We start from the raw sequence: 15,185 nt of genomic DNA on the forward strand, positions 1-15,185 counted from the left end.
TTCCATCCCCTGCCTATGCTTAAGCTGTTAAATGAATCAGATTGCGGCCCTGCATTTCAGCGGGCACCGGCAGATTCATCAAGGTCAGCAGCGTCGGCGCGACATCCGCCAATACGCCGCCTTCATCAATCACCGCAGCAGCCGGACCGGCATAAATAAACGGCACCAGTTCAGTGGTATGCTGCGTATGCACCTGGCCGCTGACGTAGTCCTGCATCTGCTCGACATTGCCGTGATCGGCGGTAATCAGCATATGGCCTTTCTTCGCCATTACCGCTTCATACACCCGGCCCAGGCAGGCGTCTACCGCTTCAACCGCTTTCACCGCAGCCTCAAAGACGCCGGTATGGCCGACCATGTCGCCGTTGGCATAGTTCACCACCAGCAGGTCAAATTCGCCGGAATTGATGGCCGCCACCAGCTCATCGGTGACTTCATAGGCGCTCATTTCCGGCTTCAGGTCATAGGTCGCCACATTCGGAGACGGAATCAGGATGCGCTTTTCGCCTGGATATTCGTCTTCGCGGCCGCCGCTGAAGAAGAAAGTCACATGCGCGTATTTTTCAGTTTCCGCAATCCGCAGCTGGGTTTTGCCCAGGCCGGACAGGTATTCGCCAATTGAATTCACCAAGGTTTCCGGCATATAGGCCACCGGCGCATCAATGCTGGCCTGATAGCGGGTCAGCATGACAAATTTGGACAGGGCTGGAACCGTTTTTCGCTCAAAGCCGGCAAAATCCTTTTCCACAAAGGCCTTGGTGATTTCACGCGCGCGGTCAGCGCGGAAGTTCATAAAGACCACGCTGTCGCCGTCCTGAACTTTTGCCAGTCCGCCGATGCGGGTCGCTTTGACAAATTCATCACTTTCACCGGCGGCATAGGCCTGCTCCAGGCCCTCCACTGCCGTGGCCGCTGTGCGCGCAGCTTCGCCTTCGGTCAGCAGGCGGTAAGCCTGCTCTACGCGGTCCCAGCGGTTGTCGCGGTCCATGGCGAAGTAGCGCCCGATCAGGGTCGCGATGCGGCCCTGGCCCGGATACTGCGCAAACAATGCATCCAGCTTCTGCAGTGACGGCTGCGCGCTTTTCGGCGGCGTATCGCGGCCGTCTAAAAATGCATGCAGCAGGACTTTGGCGCCGCGCTTCAGCGCCAATTCCGCCATCGCCACAATATGGTCTTCATGCGAATGCACCCCGCCCTGCGACAGCAGGCCCATGATGTGCACCGCGCCGCCGGCCGCTTTGGCTTTTTCCACAGCGTCCACCAGCACTTCGTGCTCAAAGAACGCGCCGGTGCGGATGTCTTTGGTGATGCGGGTGAAGTCCTGATACAGCACGCGGCCGGCGCCAAGGTTCATGTGGCCGACTTCAGAGTTGCCCATCTGGCCGTCCGGCAAGCCGACATCTTCGCCTGAGCCGGAGATCAGGCTATGCGGATGCTTTGCCTGCATAGCGTTCAAATTCGGGCGCTGGGCCGCCAAGAAGGCGTTGTCTTTCACCTCTTCGCGGTGTCCGATGCCGTCCATAATCACTAAAACATGGGGAATTTTGCCAGCAGCTGCATCCGTCATTATTGCGCACTCTTCAGGTCTGTAAATTAATCCCGCTATCTTACCGAATTTTCACTCAAGACTCTATGTTCCGGGCAGCGTTAATCCTGTTCAGGCGGATTGCCCCGCCCGATGCTGCCCGCTATCTGGCGCGGTGCAGCAGGTAGCCGCCGGCCGCAAGAATCAGCGCAATCGGCACAAAAACAAACCACGCCGGCGACGGCGAATACACCAGGCTGGCATAGCCGAGGAAGTCCTGCAGGTAGAAAAACCCTAAGCCGGTAAACAGCGCGATCACCAGGCGGAAGCCCATGGACTGCTGGCGCAGCGGGCCGAAAATAAACGAGCAGGCAATCACCACCAGCGCAATCAGGGCCAGCGGCGAAGCCGCTTTCTGCCAGAAGGCCAGCTGATAGGTTTTCGGCACCTGGCTGTACTCATCCAGATAGCTCATGAAGCTGACCAGCTGGCTCGGCGACAGGTCTTCAGGGTCTAAAGTCACCATATGCACGTATTTCGGCTGCAGCGCCAAAGACAAAGGCAATTGGCTGCTGCGCTCCAGCACCGCATCGCCATTGCTCAGAATATCCATCTGCGCGGCGTTTTTCAGCGTCCAGCTGCCGTCTGAAACAAACTGCCCCTGCTCTGCGCCCAGGCTGCCGCGCAAGCGGTAGCTGTCATCAAAATCCACCACCTGCACATTTTTCAGCTGGCCCTGCGAGTTGGCGTAATCAATATAGATGAAGCGCTGGCCTTCACGGGTCCAGTAGCCTTTCACTTCGCCCAGTTCAGCGGCCGTGCGGTGGCTCTTGATGCTGTCGGCTTTTTCATTGGTATAGGGAATGACCCATTCGCTCAGGGCAAAGGACAGCACCACCAGAATCAATGCCGAGCGGATTACCCAGCCGACAATGCGCCACAGGCTGACCCCGACCGAGCGCATCACAATCAGCTCGCTGCTGGAGGCCAAAGTGCCCAAGCCCAGCACCGCGCCAATCAGCGCCGAGATCGGCAGGATTTCATACAGCGCATTCGGCGCGCCCCACAGCACGTGCAGGAAGGCATCCCATGCGCCATAGCCGTCCTTCAGCGAACCCAGTTCGCCCAGATAGGTGAACAGCACCTGCAGGCCGGACAGGACCGCGGTTGCGCCCAGCATGGCGAGCGCAGTGGTTTTGGTCACATGTTTGGCAATAATACGGCGTGCTAACATTGTTAAGACCTCACTCGCTGAATTTGCTTTTTAATTTTCGGCGCCAGCTTCTGCTTGCGCGAGAACAGCGCGGCAGCGATGGCATAGGCCAGTAAAATAGCCGGATAGGCCCAGATGCCCATCTCATCTTTGGAAATGCGGGTTTTCACCGCCATGAGCGCCACAATCAGGCTGGCGAAGATCAGCAAGGCCGGGAACAGCTTTAAATAGCGCCCCTGGCGCGGGCTGACTTCAGACAGCGCCACCGCCAGCAGCAGGGCCACGGCAATCGAAAACGGCACAAAGGCGCGCCAGCCCAGCTCGCTGGCCACCACCGGGTCGGCCCGGTTGGCCCACAGCTTGGCGGTCGGCAGGGCTTCAACTTCGGCGCTTTCAAACTTGGCTTCGGCATCATTTTCCAGGCGCAGGCGGTAGCTTTGGAATTCAGCCTGCGAATAGCGCGGCTGCCCCGGATAAATTTCGTAGCGCCGCCCTTCAACCAGATCCACCACATTGGCCGCATCATTCTGCATTTCAACCCGGGTGGCTTCTTTGGCCAGAATAATCACATCCGGCTTGCCTTCTTTTTCCGCGCGCTGATAGAAGAAAATATCCTTCAGATTTTTGCGGTCTTCGGACAGGTCGCCGGCGTAAATGGTATAGGGGCCGGAGGAAATGAATTCTTTCGGGCGCACCAGATCAAAGCCGGTGCGCACCGCCTGGCTGGTGGTCAGAGCCTCGAACTTGCGCAGGCCCCAAGGCGATGCATAAAGCATCAGAAAGGCCTGCACCGCCAGAAATACCGCGGTCATCGGAAGCAGCAGGCGCGCCAGCTGGTTGCGGCTGACCCCGCTGCCGTTCAGCACCGCCATTTCATGGTCCACATACAGGCGGCCAAACACCAGCATCAGGCCGATGAAGAAGCCCAGCGGCAGAATTAGCGTCAGAAATTCCGGCAGGCGGTAGCCAATGATACTGAACAGAATGCCGGCATCCAGGCGGCCCTGCGCAGCCACGCCAAAATACTTGATCAGCCGGCCGCCCATCATGATCAAGGTCAGTAAGGCAATCACAACCAGGGATGTCGACACCACTTGCTTGACCAGATAACGCCGAATAATCAAATTAATTCTTCCAAAAAAGAGAGGGAATAAAACTAGCGCTAGTTTACCCGAATGCGGAAAATATAAAACCTATACCCTTGCAGCACATTGAAATCCTATTCATTAAAATGTTTCAATGGTTTAATGGTTTGCAAATTTTAAAAGGCACGAATACCGTCTATGAAACTAACAATTAATACGTCATTCCAAGCGCATGCGTCCAGCCCATATTTGTTGATATTAGCCGATTCTGAACAGGTTCAAAATGCTGCCGACTTATATCAAATCAAAAACTTAGAAAGCATTATTGAGGCTGCGCAATTCAAGGCCGGCTTGAATGAAATTCTGGCGCTGCTGGATTCAGCCCCGGCCTGCCGCAGCAGCGCGCTGGCCGGCATCGGCAAAGCAGCTGAATTAAAGCCGGCGCAGTTAGCAAAAATTGCACAAACAATTATTAAAACGTCACAAAAAAAATTCCAGCAGATCAGCATTGATATTTCCGCGCTGCCGCAGGAGCTGCATTACCTATTTGCATTAAGCCTGACCCAGGCCGCCTACGCCTTTGATGAATACAAATCGAAAAAGAATGAATTCGCGCTGGAACAGGTCAATTTAATTGCCAGCCAAACCGCGCTGACTGAACAGCAGCTCAGCCTGATCACCGCCATTCAGCATGGCCAGAACTTCGCCCGCGACTTGGGCAACCGCCCGGGCAACATCTGCTTCCCGGAATATCTGGCGGAACAGGCGCTGGCTTTAGCCGCCGAATTTCCGGAGCAGCTGCAGGTAACGGTGCTGGATGAGGCGCAGATGGCGGAACTGGGCATGGGCGCTTTCCTTGCCGTCAGCAAAGGTTCGGAACGCCCGGGGCGCATCATTACCCTCGAATACTTAGCCTGCCGCCATGAAGCGCCGGTAGTGCTGGTCGGCAAAGGCGTGACTTTTGACACCGGCGGCATTTCGCTGAAGCCGGGCCTGGGCATGGACGAAATGAAATTCGACATGTGCGGCGCCGCTTCCGTGCTGGGCACGCTGCGCGCGCTGTGCGAAGCCAAACTGCCGATTCATGTAGTGGGCGCCATTGCAGCCGCCGAAAACATGCCGTCCGGCCATGCCACCCGCCCGGGCGACATTGTGGCCAGCATGAGCGGGCAAACCGTTGAAATTTTAAATACCGACGCCGAAGGCCGTTTAGTGCTGTGCGATGCCCTGACCTATATTAAGCGCTTCAACCCGGCGCTGGTGATTGATATTGCGACCTTGACCGGCGCCTGCGTGGTGGCTTTGGGCTCAGTGCTGACCGGCCTGTTTACCCCGGACGATGAGCTGGCGGCTGAATTGTCGGCTGCCGGCCAGACCGCTTTTGACCGCGTATGGCGCATGCCGGTGATTGACGACTATCAGGAACAGCTGGACTCGCCATTAGCCGATATCGCCAACATCGGCGGCCCGAAAGCCGGCGCGGTAACCGCCGCCTGCTTCCTGCAGCGCTTTACCCGCGACTACCGCTGGGCGCATCTGGACATTGCCGGCACAGCATGGAATTCAGGCGCGCAGAAAGGCGCAACTGGCCGTCCAGTGCCATTGCTGATGCAGTTCCTGGCCAGCCGTGCGCAAGCGAATGGCTAAGCTCAGCTTTTACCTGTTTGAAACAAGCCCTGAGCGGCAGGTCGAAAGCGCCTGCCGCCTGTGCCGCAAAATCCTGCGCCAGCCGGAGCGCATCTGGCTGTGGTGCGGGGATGCAGGCCTGCGCCAGCAGCTGGATGAGCGCCTCTGGAGCTTTGACGCCGCGGGCTTTATCCCGCACGGCATCGACCAGCAGGATGCGCCGGTCTGCATTTCCGCGCAGCTGCCGGACGCCGCAGACTGGATTGTGTTTAATTTTAACAATCAAGCGCTTGAACAGTATGCGAAATTTAGCCACATTATTGAAATTATTGAAAACAATGAGCCGGCTAAAATCATTGGCCGGGAAAAATTCAAGCAGTACCGCCGCTGGGGCATTGAACCGCAGACGTTCAAGCTCTAGGCGCCTGATTCATACTTAAGGAGATGCCGCCGTGGCATTAAATGTTGGTCCAGACTTCAAGCAGCGCTGGCTGAATGTGCCTGACGCGGTGCGCCAGACCTTTATTGATGACCTCGGGCGCATCTGCGAGGCGCTGCAGCCGGACAGCGATATTCAGCGCTGGCTTGAAGCCGATCAAAAGCAGCAGCAGCTGTCTTTCCAGCGGATTGAAGCGGCCTATGCGGCGCGCAAGGCGCAGCTGATTGAAGAGGCGCGCATCCGCAGGCAGCAGGCGCTGGAGCGTTCGCTGCAGGAAAAGCGCGCGGCGCAGCAGGCCTACGCGGAACAGCTGCAGCAGGATGAGCTGCGCCGCTTTGCCGAACAGGCGCAGACTTTGGCCCTGATCCGCCAGACTGTTGAGCGCGACACCCTGACCTACACCTCGCGCTACCATAAAAACCCGGAAGGCAGCCCCTTCAATTTCGCCAAAGGCTTGGCGGTCTCCGACCATCAGATGCTTTCCGAGCTGGAAAGCGTGCGCATCCGCCTGGAGCTGGAGGCGGAAAGCCAGATTGAGCAGGCGGTGGCAGCTTTCCGCGCCAAGCTGCAGGCCGCGGCGCAGGAAGAAATTGACTATATCCTGAAAAATTCCGGCTTTTCCAGTGAAATACCGGAAAATAAAACATAAGCTGCAGATTTATAAGCCAATGTCATAAAAATGACATGTTTTTGCAGCACGATGTTCATATCCGCCCGGCGCCGCCAAGCTCTGGGCTTTTTCCCCTTTATCGGCGAATGCACCGTTTTGATCAGGAAACTTCTATGGACATCTTGAACCGAATTACCCGCAAAATCGCAGCTTTGCCTGCCGGTGAAGAATGCATCATCAGCGCGCAGGACTTATGGCTCAGCCGCGCCGACTTTCAGTCAGTCTCGGTCTTTCTGTCCCGCGAGTCGGAAAAAGGCAGCTTTTCAATCGCGGCTGCGGAAGATGCGCCGGCCCGCATCGGCAGCGCTTCGCTGCTGGTGACCAAGCATTAACCATCTGAAAAGAATTTAACTGCTGCTTGAATGCTAAAAAGCCCGCTCGCGGGCTTTTTTATTGCGCAGGCGTGCAGTTTCAGACCAGATCCGCCACAGCGGAAACCGTATGCCCCAGGCCGTAGCCGATGCCGAGCAGCAGGCCCAGCCAGATCAGGCCGCCCACCACATTGTAAAAAGTGAAGGTGGCGAGGTTCATGTGCGCGGAGCCGGCCGCAAAAGGCGCAAAAGAGCGCACGAAAGGCACAAAGCGCGCCATTAAAATGGTTTTTCCGCCATGCTTGACGAAATAGGCATTGGTTTTCACCATATAGGCCGGCTTAAAGTAACGCGAATGCTTATTGAAAAATTTCAGCCCCAGCAGGCTGCCGGTATAGTAATTGACGGTATAGCCCAGCACCGAAGCCGCAAACAGCAGGCTGAACATGTAATGCAGATGCACGGCGTCCGTGGTGGAGCATAAGGCGCCGACAGCGATCAGCAGGCTGTCTCCGGGCAGGAAGAACATGAACACTGAGCCTGTTTCCGCAAAAATCACCAGGAATAAAATCGCGTAAATCCATACGCCATATTGCTCCAGCAGCATCGGCAGCCATTGCTCAAGGTTCATCAGGAAATCAATCATCGGCACCGATCCAAATCATCTGTTCAAGTTCATCACGTGCAGCATTATTACCCGAAAATAAAAAAACAGTCTAATTTTTCAACCAGACTGTCTGTTTTATTTGCAGTTCAGCTTATTTCAGGAAGCCATTTTCAGCCAGAAAATCCATGCTGATTTTTGACTGCTGGGTGGCTTCAGCAGCCTTGTCGCCCAGCAATAGGCGCTCAATATAGCGCGCCAGCACATCAACTTCCAGATTGACTTTGGTGCCGGCTTTCCAGGTGCCGATATTGGTGCGCTCAGCGGTATGCGGAATCAGGTTCAGGCTCAGCACGCTGCCACGCAGGTGGTTGATGGTGAGGCTGATGCCGTCTACCGTAACCGAGCCTTTTTCCGCCAGATACCTGGCGATTTCAGCCGGCGCGGCCACTTCGTAGTAGATCGAGCGCGCATCTTCGCGCACCACGGTAATCTCCCCCACCGCATCCACATGCCCGCTGACAATGTGCCCGCCGAAACGGGTGGTCGGCAGCATGGCTTTTTCCACATTCACCGGCTGGCCGACTTTCCACTGGCCTAAAGTGGTGCGGTTCAGGCTTTCGCGCGAAACATCGGCGGCGTACCAGCTGTCGCCCCACTCAATGACGGTCAGGCAGATGCCGTTGGTGGCGATGGAGTCGCCCAGATGCACATCCGACATATCCAAACCGGTTTGAATGCGCAGGCGCACATCGCCGCCAACGCTTTGCATGCTTTCAACTTTGCCTAAACTTTCAATAATGCCTGTAAACATAGCGGTACTCGATAATGTATGGGTTTACCACAGCGCCAGCTGCGTGCTGACCCCGGTGGTGTCTACGCCGCCTAGTTCCGCAAAATGATGCAGCTGGCCTAAAAGCTGGCGGATCGGCGGCCCTGATTTGGCGTGCGTATCGGTAATCACGATGAACTCCAGCACGCGCGCGCGCTCGGACTGGCGCTGCTTGCTGACCCGGTAGCGCGGCACATCCTGCGTCAGCAGCGTTACCCGGCCGCGCTTTAGATTGGCCTGCAGCAGGTCGGCCGCTTCAATATTGCCGTCGGTAGAATAGCTGGTCAGGATAAAGCGCGCATTAATTGTTTCCAGCAATTTTTCATAGGCTTCTTTGGCATGCTTGGAAGAATTATACGGGCTTGGGCGCTCTTTGCGCCATGCGCGGTCAATCCCGCTCTTAAAGCCTTTGGTGTCCGGGCTCGGCAAATCGGCCTGATCCCACAGCGTCAAGGCATTCAGCACATGGTAGTTGCTGCTGTAGGCATGCTGGTTATACGGCGGATCCAGATAAGCCACATCCACCTCAAAGCCGCTCATCTGATTGGCCAGATGCTGCGCATCGACGCACCACATTTCAGCTGCCGGGCGCTTGGCGTCGCCGGTTTCGCAGAAGCGGCTCGGGGTCAGCCACAGCAGCGATTCAATGCGCTCCAAAGCGGTTTGGGTTTTGCCGCCCCAGCCGTGGTGGAAGCTTTTAAAGACCCCGCTGGTGTTGCTGACAAAGCTGGCGGAATACAGCAGCGGCGCCAGCAGCGCGCTCATCTCAACATCATCAATCGCGCCCTGCGCCTGCCATGCGGCGATCTGCTGGCGGATCGCGTCAATGCGCATGCCGTTGCGGCGCTTGAAGAACAGGCGGTCGCGGGCCGGATCATAAATTTCGTCATTGCGCGGGCAGAGGTTGTGCGTCACCCAGCCTTTAACTTCCGGCAGGCGGTTCAAATAATCAATGGCTTTCTGATAGCCGCCCAGCTCCTTAAATGCCGGCGCATCGGTGCAGGATAAAATCGCGCTGTTCAGGGCATGGCTGTAGGGTTCCCAGTCATTGGCGATCACCCGGTAGCCGTTCTGCCGGGCAAGGCGCGAAACCACCCCGGAGCCGGCAAAAAAGTCGGCAAAAATCGGCGCGCGGCCATCTTCACGGTTCAGCGTTCCAGTGCTTTCCAGCGCCTCTAAAATCAGATGCAGCAAGCGGCGCTTGTTCCCCAGATAAGGAACCAGCTGATGGAACAGGTATTCATCGGTGGTGCGGGCCGCATGGCGGCGCTTGTGATAAACCGTAGACTCTGGATTCATAGCGTCTCTTGTGAAGGAATTAGCCTTAAGCGCACATCTTCACCCACTTGCGTGACCTCAATGAGCTTAAAGCGGAGCTGCTCTGCCATGCGGCTGAAATCCGCATTGAACATTGCGCGCGCTGAACGGCCTAAAAATGCCGGCGCAACATAGCTGATCAGTTCATCGGCTAAGTTTTCCTGCAAAAATGCAGTCGATAATGCCGCGCCGGCTTCCACCAGCACATCATAAATCTGATGCTGCTGCGCCAAAGCCTGCAGCAGCGCTTTCAGCGGCTGCACGGCAAACTGCGTGACGCCTAAATCGGCCAGCTCCTGGCGGAATGGCCCCATGACCATCACCTCTTCAGGCTGCGCTAAAATTTTTGCCGTCAGCGGCAGCCGGCCTTGGCGGTCTAAAACCAGCCGTTTCGGCTGCACCGCATGCGCAGCCGAAGCATGGCCTGGCAGCTGGCGCACATTCAGCTGGCAGTCATCGGCTAAAACGGTATTGATGCCGGTAATGACCGCGCCGGAAATGGCGCGCCAGTGCTGCACATCCAGGCGCGCTTCAGGGCCGGTAATCCACTTGGATTCGCCCGAAGCCATTGCGGTGCGGCCGTCCAGGCTGGAGGCGATTTTCAGGCGCACATAGGGCATGCCTTCGGCCATAGCCTTCAGAAAGCCCAAGTTCAGCTGCTGCGCTTCTTCCCGGCAGACGCCGCTTTCAACCGCAATGCCGGCGTCCTGCAGGATTTGCATGCCTTTGCCGGCCACCAGCGGATTCGGATCCGGGCAGGCCACCACGACCCGGGCCACTCCGGCCTCGACCAGGCCTTTGGCGCAGGGCGGCGTGCGGCCATAATGCGCGCAGGGCTCAAGCGTCACATAGGCGGTTGCACCGAGCGCCAAGGCGCCGGCCTGGCGCAGGGCAAAGACTTCTGCATGCGGCTGGCCCGCCTGAGGGTGAAAGCCCTCGCCGGCCAGCTGGCCGTCTTTAACAATCACGCAGCCGACATTCGGATTGGGCCTGGTGGAATACTGTCCAAGCCGCGCCAGCTCAATGGCGCGCTTCATCCAGATTTGGTCTTGGCTTAACTCAGTCATGCAAGGCGCTCATTCGTTGAAAATTCAGTGTTCACGCTGCTGCATCTGCTCAATCTGGCGGCGGAAGGCTTCGACATCCTGAAAATCCTGATATACCGATGCAAAGCGCACATAGGCCACATGATCCAGAGCGAACAGCGACTGCATGACAATTTCGCCGATGGTGCGGGATTTGACATCGCGCTCGCCCAGGCGGCGGATCTGCAGCTGAATGTCGCTTAAAACCGTTTCAATCTGTTCCTGCGTGACCGGACGCTTCTGCAGGGCATGCATCAGCGAGCGCCGCAGCTTGGCTTCATCAAAAGGCTCGCTTTTGCCGTCGGACTTCAGCACGCGCGGCATGACGACTTCATAGCTTTCAAAAGTGGTAAACCGCTCGCCGCAGCTGATGCACTCGCGGCGGCGGCGGATTTGGCAGCCTTCCGCCGCCAAGCGCGAATCTATCACTTTACTGTCTGCAGCGTTGCAAAATGGACAATGCATAGCGGTTTAATTGAACAAATCCTGATGGATTCAAAGTGTAGCAAAAATTATGCGCTTTGTAGAGCATTACGCAAGATATGGAAAAAAAACAGCCCTTTCGGGCTGTTTTACACAATATATTGATATTGCATGCAGAGCGCTGCGCTGAATAATTATTCTATGCGCTCGCCGTGCTGGCTCAAGTCCAGGCCCATGCGTTCATCATCAGACGCAACGCGGATGCCGATCGCCAGATCAATCACTTTCAGGATCACGAAAGTCAGTACAGCGGAGTAAGCGATGGTTGCCAAAACGCCTTCCACCTGAACCCACAGCTGATGCATCATGTCCGTTGGCGCCTTGTCGCCCATAATGAACGGGCTGGCGAAGAATGCGGTCAGGATCGCGCCGACAATGCCGCCGACACCGTGCAGGCCAAAGGCGTCTAAAGAGTCATCCGCTTTCAGGGCGCGCTTCAGCGCTGTAATGCCCCAGAAGCACACTACGCCGCCAATCAGGCCCATGGCCATCGCGCCGCCGACAGTGACAAAACCGGCTGCCGGCGTAATCACCACCAGGCCTGCGACTGCGCCGGATGCGCCGCCTAGGACTGAAGATTTGCCGCGCACCACTTTTTCAGTGATCAGCCAGGCCGCCGCCGCCGCTGCAGCAGCCACTTGCGTCGCCACCAAAGCATAGCCTGCTGAGCCGTTGGCGCCCAGAGCCGAACCGCCGTTGAAGCCGAACCAGCCAACCCAAACCAGGCTTGCGCCAATGACCGTCAGGGTTAAGTTATGCGGCGCCATCGACTCGCGGCCCAAGCCCATGCGCTTGCCCAGCATGTAGGCAGCCACCAGGCCGGCGACGCCTGAGTTAATATGCACCACCGTACCGCCGGCGAAATCCAGCGCGCCATCGCTTCCGAGCCAGCCGCCGCCCCATACCCAGTGAGTAATCGGCGCGTACACAACCACCGACCAGACGGTAATGAAAGCCACGAAAGCGCCGAATTTCATGCGTTCCGCAATTGAACCGGTAATGATCGCCACGGTAATGATGGCAAAAGTCATTTGGAAAATAACAAACAGAATTTCAGGAATAGTTCCAGTCAGCGCATCTGTGCCGATGCCGGCCAGCATCAGCTTATCCAGCCCGCCAACAAATGCATTGCCCCCGCTGAACGCCAGCGTATAGCCAACCGCCACCCAGGTAATGCTGACAATGGCCGCCGCCACAAAGCTGTGCGCCATTGTGCTTAAGACGTTTTTCTTGCGGACCATGCCGCCGTAGAACAGCGCCAAGCCCGGAATGGTCATGAGCAGAACCAGTGCGGTGGAAACCAGAATCCATGCGGTGTCGCCGGTGTCCAGTTTCGGCGCTTCCGCTGCAGGCGCTGGCGCAGCTTCAGCCGTAACGGCCGGCGCTTCCGCGGCAGGAATTAAAGCGGTGCTGTCAGCCGCTGCGGCAATTTCTGAAGAGGCTGGCGCTGTTGCGGCTTGTTCAGCCCATGCAGCAGAACCGCCTAAAAGTGCGCCAGATAGACTGAGCGCAATCAGTATTTTTTTCATTCGTGTCCCCCAACCTTATTTTGTGAGTTATTAGCTACTCAGCAAACTTCGTGCCAATGCCTTAGACAGCGTCAGCGCCTGTCTCACCGGTACGGATACGGATGACCTGCTCCAAATTGGTGACGAAGATCTTGCCGTCGCCGATTTTTCCTGTGCTGGCCACGCGGGTGATGGATTCAATCACTGAATCGACCATTTCATCGCTGATCGCAATTTCAATTTTTACTTTAGGCAGGAAATCCACGACATATTCCGCGCCGCGGTACAGTTCCGTATGGCCTTTCTGGCGGCCAAAGCCTTTGACTTCAGTGACGGTGATCCCTTGAACACCGATTTCCGAGAGCGCTTCGCGCACATCATCCAATTTAAAGGGTTTTACAATTGCAGTTACGAGTTTCATGTCTGGTTTCCTTCGGCTTATTTCACCTGTAAGGTTTTATGTTCAATTTTCATGCCAAAGCGGCTAAGGCCGGGGGAAATTAGCCGCCATCGGCATGAGTTTTATTTATAACCTATTTTCAGCTTCTAATGCGTTTTTTGGGCGCGAAAAATAGACATATTTATCATAAGAATTACCCTATTAGCGGCCGGACGCCACGATAATTTCATTTCAAATGCTATAGTCTCGCGCAAGGCAATGCTACACTGCCTGCTTATCTGCATCAGATGGACATAAAAAATGATTGAAACGCTACTGCACGCCATTTTGCAACAGGTTGAGCAGCCGAAAAAAGATCTGGAGCACAACCTGCGCGCCCTGCTGAACGAAGCGGTCAGCAAAATGGATCTGGTTTCCAAAGATGAAATCGAGCGCCAGCGCACGGCGCTGAATAACGCCAACCTGCGCCTGAACGAATTGCTGAAGCAGGTCGAAGCGCTGGAATTGAAGCTTCAGAATAAAAAATAAGCACCTCCTTGGTGCAGCATAAGACGCATAATGATTAAAAAAAATGCACTATAATGGAACAATAAAATGTCTTTTGCCAAAATTTATACCCGCGGGCTGTTGGGCCTGCATGCCCCGCTGATTGAAGTTGAAGTCCACCTCAGCCACGGCCTGCCCTCTTTAACCATTGTCGGCCTGGCCGAAGCGGCCGTGCGCGAAAGCAAAGACCGGGTCAGGTCAGCGATTATCAACAGCGGCTTCCAGTTTCCCACCAAGCGCCTGACCATCAACCTTGCGCCGGCGGACCTGCCCAAAGACGGTTCACGGCTGGACTTGCCCATTGCGCTGGGCATCCTGATCGCTTCCGGCCAGCTGCCGGAACAGGCGGCGGAACAGCTGGAATTCATTGGCGAACTGGCGCTGGATGGGCATTTACGCCCAGTCAGCGGCACGCTGAGCATTGCAATTGCCTGCCAGCACGCGCAGCACCAGCTGATCCTGCCCGAGCAGAATGCGCAGGAAGCCGCGCAGCTGCCGGATTTTACAGTCTTCGCCGCCCGGCATTTAAAGGATGTCTGCGAGCATCTGCGGCAGACTGCGCCGCTGGCTCAGTATGCAGCGCCCGGCAGTTCAGACATGCCAGGCTGCCGCTTTGATCTGGCCGATGTCAAAGGCCAGCTGCGCCCGCGGCGCGCTTTGGAAATCGCCGCTGCCGGCGGCCATTCCCTGCTGTTCAGAGGCCCGCCCGGCACCGGCAAGACCCTGCTGGCCTCACGCCTGTCCGGCATTCTGCCGCCGCTGAATATGCAGGAAAATCTGGAAGTCGCCAGCATTTATTCTATTGCCAGCGCCAAGCACGATTTTGGCCAACGTCCGTTCCGCGCCCCGCACCATACCGCATCCGCAATTGCGCTGGTTGGCGGCGGCTCCAACCCCAAGCCTGGAGAAATTACGCTGGCGCATTTGGGCGTGCTGTTTCTGGATGAGCTGCCGGAATTTGACCGGAAAGTGCTGGAAGTCCTGCGCCAGCCTTTAGAGTCGAAAGAAATTGTGATTTCCCGCGCCTCGCGGCAAATCACTTTTCCGGCCAATTTCCAGCTGATCGCAGCCATGAATCCCTGCCCCTGCGGCTACGCCTTTAATCAGGATGCGCGCTGCCAGTGTTCGCCGGATGCCATCAAGCGCTATCAGAACCGGATTTCCGGGCCGCTGCTGGACCGCATTGACCTGCATATTGATGTGCCGCACCTGCAGGCGCATGAGCTGCAGGATACGCAGCCGGCAGAACCGTCATCCGCCGTGCGCGGCCGGGTGCTTCAGGCGTATCAGCTGCAGATGGAGCGGCAGCGGATGGCCAATATGGCGCTCAGCCCGACACAGCTGGAACAGCATGCCGTTTTGGACAGCGCCGCCCAGCATATGCTGAAGCTGGCGCAGCAGCGCCTGAACCTGTCCGCCCGCGCCTACCACCGCGTGCTGCGCGTAGCCCGCACCATTGCCGATCTGGCCCAGGCAGAAAACATTCAAAATCAGCATCTTTCTGAAGCGCTTTCTTACCGCGGGCAAATGCCCTGACCGCT

At 56.7% G+C, this 15,185-nt stretch carries 16 protein-coding genes; 6 read left to right on the forward strand and 10 right to left on the reverse strand.

Going from position 1 to position 15,185, the window contains the following annotated elements; translation table 11 throughout:
* Positions 1 to 19 precede the first annotated feature (19 nt).
* From gpmI to lptF, 3 genes are all read right to left on the reverse strand, one after another.
* The gene (gene gpmI, locus BEN74_RS09705) at positions 20 to 1,567 is read right to left on the reverse strand and encodes a 2,3-bisphosphoglycerate-independent phosphoglycerate mutase (RefSeq protein WP_068908048.1); all 1,548 of its coding nucleotides are present in this window, start codon (positions 1,565 to 1,567) and stop codon (positions 20 to 22) included.
* A 121-nt stretch (positions 1,568 to 1,688) separates the two neighbouring features.
* Entirely contained in the window at positions 1,689 to 2,759 is a 1,071-nt protein-coding gene (lptG, locus tag BEN74_RS09710) for an LPS export ABC transporter permease LptG (protein WP_068908046.1), read from the reverse strand.
* A gap of 2 nt (positions 2,760 to 2,761) precedes the next feature.
* Entirely contained in the window at positions 2,762 to 3,862 is a 1,101-nt protein-coding gene (gene lptF, locus BEN74_RS09715; RefSeq protein WP_068908044.1) for an LPS export ABC transporter permease LptF, read from the reverse strand.
* A 159-nt stretch (positions 3,863 to 4,021) separates the two neighbouring features.
* On the opposite strand from lptF, the gene BEN74_RS09720 reads away from it, so the two are divergent.
* The 4 genes from BEN74_RS09720 (at position 4,022) to BEN74_RS09735 (ending at position 6,890) form a co-directional block, all read left to right on the forward strand.
* Positions 4,022 to 5,470: a leucyl aminopeptidase gene (locus BEN74_RS09720; RefSeq protein ID WP_068908042.1), complete on the forward strand. Its 1,449-nt coding sequence runs from the start codon at positions 4,022 to 4,024 to the stop codon at positions 5,468 to 5,470.
* Positions 5,463 to 5,870, forward strand: a complete 408-nt coding sequence (locus BEN74_RS09725; protein WP_068908040.1) for a DNA polymerase III subunit chi — start codon at positions 5,463 to 5,465, stop codon at positions 5,868 to 5,870. Before BEN74_RS09720 ends, BEN74_RS09725 begins: the two co-directional genes overlap by 8 nt.
* 31 nt (positions 5,871 to 5,901) lie before the next feature.
* Positions 5,902 to 6,537 carry a hypothetical protein gene (locus tag BEN74_RS09730; protein WP_068908038.1) on the forward strand — a complete coding sequence of 212 codons (636 nt, stop codon included), beginning with the start codon at positions 5,902 to 5,904 and terminating at the stop codon, positions 6,535 to 6,537.
* 134 nt (positions 6,538 to 6,671) lie between these two features.
* Complete coding sequence (locus BEN74_RS09735) at positions 6,672 to 6,890, forward strand: hypothetical protein (RefSeq protein ID WP_068908102.1); 219 nt, start codon at positions 6,672 to 6,674, stop codon at positions 6,888 to 6,890.
* Between the two features lie 79 nt (positions 6,891 to 6,969).
* Here BEN74_RS09735 and BEN74_RS09740 read toward each other — a convergent pair whose 3' ends face one another.
* The 7 genes from BEN74_RS09740 to glnK all read right to left on the reverse strand — a co-directional run bounded on the left by BEN74_RS09740 (position 6,970) and on the right by glnK (position 13,119).
* Entirely contained in the window at positions 6,970 to 7,515 is a 546-nt protein-coding gene (locus BEN74_RS09740; RefSeq protein ID WP_068908036.1) for a VTT domain-containing protein, read from the reverse strand.
* A 112-nt stretch (positions 7,516 to 7,627) separates the two neighbouring features.
* On the reverse strand, positions 7,628 to 8,287 hold the full coding sequence (locus BEN74_RS09745) for a riboflavin synthase (protein WP_068908033.1): 660 nt from the start codon (positions 8,285 to 8,287) through the stop codon (positions 7,628 to 7,630).
* Between the two features lie 24 nt (positions 8,288 to 8,311).
* Positions 8,312 to 9,604 carry a DNA adenine methylase gene (locus BEN74_RS09750; protein WP_068908031.1) on the reverse strand — a complete coding sequence of 431 codons (1,293 nt, stop codon included), beginning with the start codon at positions 9,602 to 9,604 and terminating at the stop codon, positions 8,312 to 8,314.
* Positions 9,601 to 10,689 carry a bifunctional diaminohydroxyphosphoribosylaminopyrimidine deaminase/5-amino-6-(5-phosphoribosylamino)uracil reductase RibD gene (gene ribD / locus BEN74_RS09755; protein WP_068908029.1) on the reverse strand — a complete coding sequence of 363 codons (1,089 nt, stop codon included), beginning with the start codon at positions 10,687 to 10,689 and terminating at the stop codon, positions 9,601 to 9,603. The genes BEN74_RS09750 and ribD overlap by 4 nt, the downstream gene beginning before the upstream one ends.
* A 24-nt stretch (positions 10,690 to 10,713) precedes the next feature.
* The gene (gene nrdR / locus BEN74_RS09760; protein WP_068908026.1) at positions 10,714 to 11,172 is read right to left on the reverse strand and encodes a transcriptional regulator NrdR; all 459 of its coding nucleotides are present in this window, start codon (positions 11,170 to 11,172) and stop codon (positions 10,714 to 10,716) included.
* Positions 11,173 to 11,324: 152 nt separating this feature from the next.
* Positions 11,325 to 12,719, reverse strand: a complete 1,395-nt coding sequence (locus BEN74_RS09765) for an ammonium transporter (protein ID WP_068908024.1) — start codon at positions 12,717 to 12,719, stop codon at positions 11,325 to 11,327.
* Positions 12,720 to 12,780: 61 nt separating this feature from the next.
* On the reverse strand, positions 12,781 to 13,119 hold the full coding sequence (gene glnK, locus BEN74_RS09770; protein ID WP_004650081.1) for a P-II family nitrogen regulator: 339 nt from the start codon (positions 13,117 to 13,119) through the stop codon (positions 12,781 to 12,783).
* Positions 13,120 to 13,398: 279 nt separating this feature from the next.
* On the opposite strand from glnK, the gene BEN74_RS09775 reads away from it, so the two are divergent.
* Positions 13,399 to 13,626, forward strand: a complete 228-nt coding sequence (locus BEN74_RS09775) for an accessory factor UbiK family protein (RefSeq protein ID WP_068908021.1) — start codon at positions 13,399 to 13,401, stop codon at positions 13,624 to 13,626.
* Between the two features lie 66 nt (positions 13,627 to 13,692).
* Complete coding sequence (locus BEN74_RS09780) at positions 13,693 to 15,180, forward strand: YifB family Mg chelatase-like AAA ATPase (RefSeq protein WP_068908019.1); 1,488 nt, start codon at positions 13,693 to 13,695, stop codon at positions 15,178 to 15,180.
* Positions 15,181 to 15,185 lie beyond the last annotated feature (5 nt).

It is taken from the genome of Acinetobacter sp. WCHAc010034 (assembly GCF_001696615.3).
Taxonomy (GTDB): domain Bacteria; phylum Pseudomonadota; class Gammaproteobacteria; order Pseudomonadales; family Moraxellaceae; genus Acinetobacter.

Excerpts from the sequence above, each read along its gene's own strand:
- gpmI (WP_068908048.1), bottom strand. The coding sequence starts at position 1,567 with ATGACGGATGCAGCTGCTGGCAAAATTCCCCATGTTTTAGTGATTATG.
- lptG (WP_068908046.1), bottom strand. The coding sequence starts at position 2,759 with ATGTTAGCACGCCGTATTATTGCCAAACATGTGACCAAAACCACTGCG.
- BEN74_RS09720 (WP_068908042.1), top strand. The coding sequence starts at position 4,022 with ATGAAACTAACAATTAATACGTCATTCCAAGCGCATGCGTCCAGCCCA.
- BEN74_RS09725 (WP_068908040.1), top strand. The coding sequence starts at position 5,463 with ATGGCTAAGCTCAGCTTTTACCTGTTTGAAACAAGCCCTGAGCGGCAG.
- BEN74_RS09735 (WP_068908102.1), top strand. The coding sequence starts at position 6,672 with ATGGACATCTTGAACCGAATTACCCGCAAAATCGCAGCTTTGCCTGCC.
- BEN74_RS09740 (WP_068908036.1), bottom strand. The coding sequence starts at position 7,515 with ATGATTGATTTCCTGATGAACCTTGAGCAATGGCTGCCGATGCTGCTG.
- BEN74_RS09745 (WP_068908033.1), bottom strand. The coding sequence starts at position 8,287 with ATGTTTACAGGCATTATTGAAAGTTTAGGCAAAGTTGAAAGCATGCAA.
- BEN74_RS09750 (WP_068908031.1), bottom strand. The coding sequence starts at position 9,604 with ATGAATCCAGAGTCTACGGTTTATCACAAGCGCCGCCATGCGGCCCGC.
- ribD (WP_068908029.1), bottom strand. The coding sequence starts at position 10,689 with ATGACTGAGTTAAGCCAAGACCAAATCTGGATGAAGCGCGCCATTGAG.
- nrdR (WP_068908026.1), bottom strand. The coding sequence starts at position 11,172 with ATGCATTGTCCATTTTGCAACGCTGCAGACAGTAAAGTGATAGATTCG.
- BEN74_RS09765 (WP_068908024.1), bottom strand. The coding sequence starts at position 12,719 with ATGAAAAAAATACTGATTGCGCTCAGTCTATCTGGCGCACTTTTAGGC.
- glnK (WP_004650081.1), bottom strand. The coding sequence starts at position 13,119 with ATGAAACTCGTAACTGCAATTGTAAAACCCTTTAAATTGGATGATGTG.
- BEN74_RS09775 (WP_068908021.1), top strand. The coding sequence starts at position 13,399 with ATGATTGAAACGCTACTGCACGCCATTTTGCAACAGGTTGAGCAGCCG.
- BEN74_RS09780 (WP_068908019.1), top strand. The coding sequence starts at position 13,693 with ATGTCTTTTGCCAAAATTTATACCCGCGGGCTGTTGGGCCTGCATGCC.